Source organism: Streptomyces sp. MK37H, from assembly GCF_018035285.1.
In the GTDB taxonomy this organism is placed as follows: Bacteria; Actinomycetota; Actinomycetes; order Streptomycetales; family Streptomycetaceae; genus Streptomyces; species Streptomyces endocoffeicus.
This window is the reverse complement of the sequence record NZ_JAAAYH010000721.1, coordinates 1-2604: the sequence shown is the minus strand read 5'-3', so window position 1 is coordinate 2604 and position 2604 is coordinate 1. Positions and strand designations below refer to the sequence as shown.

The window sequence follows — 2604 nt, the reverse complement described above, 5'->3', positions numbered from 1 at the left end:
TGACGAAAAGCCCCGGCCACCGCCGGTTGAGGGCGGCGCCGATGGCACAACGGAAGGGAAGCCCGCGCGGGGCACCCGCCGGGGCGGTGCCGGGACACACCCGACCCCCGGCGCGCGGGACCGCGCTCGGTGACCGCGTCGACTCGGGCCGACTCAGAGAGCTGGACTGGAGGCGCTGCAGATACGCAGCAGATCGATGTGCAGCCGTCTGGTCAGGAGGCGGAGCCGGCGGAGCGGGGACAACGGACGGGGACGCCGGCGGGCGCCGTCCCCGTGGCTGTCGATCCTGGGCATCTCCACCGATCCCATCATCGGGGGCTCGCGAGGCAGCGAGACCGCGCTTGTCCCGTCCACGCCGACGGAACCTGGTCGTCACCCGGGGGCACCCCGTCGCGGGAGAAGGGTTGCCTGTCAACGAGCCGGGGCCGATGACCCACCTGAGCGGGGGTTCCGCACGGTGGGCGCTGACAATCGTGACCGTCCCTGACAGTGTCGTCGCGCTCCGCGAGGGCGTCAACCCATGCCGAAGTGGCCAACATGGGCCGCTGGCACGGCGGATGTACGGCGCCTTGGCGCAACCGGCCCCGGGGTGGCGCAACCGGCCCCGGGGTGGCGCAACCGGCCCCGGGGTGGCGCAACCGGCTCAGCGGAACGGCCGGTCCGGGCCGCCGATGTCCCGCTCGATGAGGACCATGGCCGCGTCGTCCGCGAGCCGTCCCTCGGTGTGCCGGACCAGGGCGTGGCGCAACCCGTCCAGGTACTCGGACGGGGTGGCGCAGTCCAGCGTCTCCATGGTCCGGTGCAGCGGAAAGAACTCGTTGTAGCTGTTGCGGGCCTCGACCACCCCGTCGGTGTGCAGCAACAGCCGGTCACCGGGCAGGAACGGAAAGGTCTCGACGCCGATCGCGGGAGGGCCGAGGAACTCCTCGAGGCCGAGCGGCGGCAGCGGGCGCGCCGGGTCCAGGGAGCGCACCTCGCCCTCGCGCATCACCAGGGGCGGCGGATGGCCGCGGTTGATCAGCTGGACCAGCGAATCGTCCGTCACCTGGGCGAGGAGCACGGTGACGAACTGCTCCTCGAGCTCCTGCGGATCCTGCAGCTGGGAGCGGTCCAGCAGCTCGTACTCGCGCGCCAGCGCGGCCGCGCAGCGGTGCATCACCTCGGCGAGGTCCTGCTCGTAGTGCACCGCCTCCCGGAAGGCGCCCACGACGGCCGCGGCGGACCGCACCGCGGCCAGCCCCTTTCCCCGCACATCGCCGACGATCAGCCGCACTCCGTAGCGGGTGCACATCGCCTCGTAGAGGTCCCCGCCGATCTGCGCACCGCGCTCGGCCGCCAGATAGACGCTGGCGGTGTTCACCACGCCCATCCGGGCGGGCAGCGGCCGCAGCACCACGTTCTGGGACACCTCGGCGATCCGGCGGATATGGGCCAGCTCGCGGTCCCGGCCCACCCGCACCGCGCTGGTCGCCACGCTCGCCACCGCCACCACCAGCAGGGCCAGCAGATTCGTGTACACCTGCGGGGTGCCCCAGGCGTCGTTGTGGATGGCGGTGATCGCGCTGACCACGCCCGCCAGCACCGCCACCCCGCCGGTGCCGACCGGCCCCATGGTCACCGCCGCCAGCGCCGGCGCCGGGGAGAGCAGGGGGCCGGTGTAGAGGGTGTGCGCGGGGGAGAACTCGATGCCGAGTACCGCGGCCAGGACCAGGAACGGCAGACACCGTGTGATCGCGAACAGCGTCTGGTTGCGACCGCTCACCCCCGGGGCGGCACGCATGAATCGCATAATTGAGTACTTTATCCGATGAAGACCCCCAAACGGGGGTGTTCTCCACAACGCACGACGGAAGCCCCGGGCGTAGCCTGACGCTATGCCCGAGCTTCCGGACGTCGAGGGGTTCCGTCGGACGCTCGCCTCCTGCGCCCAGGGCCGCCGCGTCGAGCGGGCGGAGGTGGCCGATCCGGGGGTGCTGCACGGGGTGACCGCGCAGCGGCTGAAGCGCGACGTCAAGGGCCGCCGCTTCGCGGCACCGCGCCGCCACGGCAAGTGGCTGATCGCCCCCACCGACGGGCCCACGCTCGTGCTCCACTTCGGCATGACCGGGCGGCTGGTCTGCGAGGCGGACTCCGAACCGGCCGGCCGGTTCCAGCGCGTCGCCTTCGACCTCGACGACGGCCACCGCCTCGGCTACGAGGACCAGCGCAAACTCCGGGGCATCTGGCTCGCCGCCACCGACGACGACATCGACCGGATCATCGGCGATCAGGGACCGGACGCGCTCTCGCTGAGCCGGACCGATCTGGACCGGCTGCTGGAAGGGCGGCGCGGACGCGTCAAGGCCACCCTGACCGACCAGGCCGTGATCGCCGGGCTCGGCAATCTGCTCGGCGACGAGATCCTGTGGCACGCCCGGATCCATCCGCTGCGGCCGGTGAACGCGCTGACCGACGACGAGCGCGATCGGCTTCACACCGCGCTGCGCGAGGTGCTGCGCGCCTCGGTACGGGCGGGGCGGGTGCCGGACGCCCCGGACTGGCTCACCGGGCGGCGTGACGATCCGGATCCACACTGCCCCCGCTGCGGCAATCCGCTGCGCCGCG

At 72.6% G+C, this 2604-nt stretch carries 2 protein-coding genes and 1 riboswitch; of the genes, one reads left to right on the top strand and one right to left on the bottom strand.

The annotated features are described in order from the left end of the window. Positions 1–332: 332 nt before the first annotated feature. Positions 333–479, bottom strand: a riboswitch (SAM riboswitch). Positions 480–643: 164 nt separating this feature from the next. Beyond that, positions 644–1789 carry a PP2C family protein-serine/threonine phosphatase gene (locus GWI24_RS43195; protein WP_210951483.1) on the bottom strand — a complete coding sequence of 382 codons (1146 nt, stop codon included), beginning with the start codon at positions 1787–1789 and terminating at the stop codon, positions 644–646. 85 nt (positions 1790–1874) lie between these two features. Between GWI24_RS43195 and GWI24_RS43190 the strand changes: the two genes are divergently transcribed. Next, a partial coding sequence (locus tag GWI24_RS43190; RefSeq protein WP_210951482.1) for an Fpg/Nei family DNA glycosylase occupies positions 1875–2604 on the top strand: 730 nt, incomplete at its 3' end.

What these genes read in the sequence shown, in the direction of transcription:
- GWI24_RS43195 (WP_210951483.1), bottom strand. Translation starts at nt 1,789, where the DNA reads ATGCGATTCATGCGTGCCGCCCCGGGGGTGAGCGGTCGCAACCAGACG.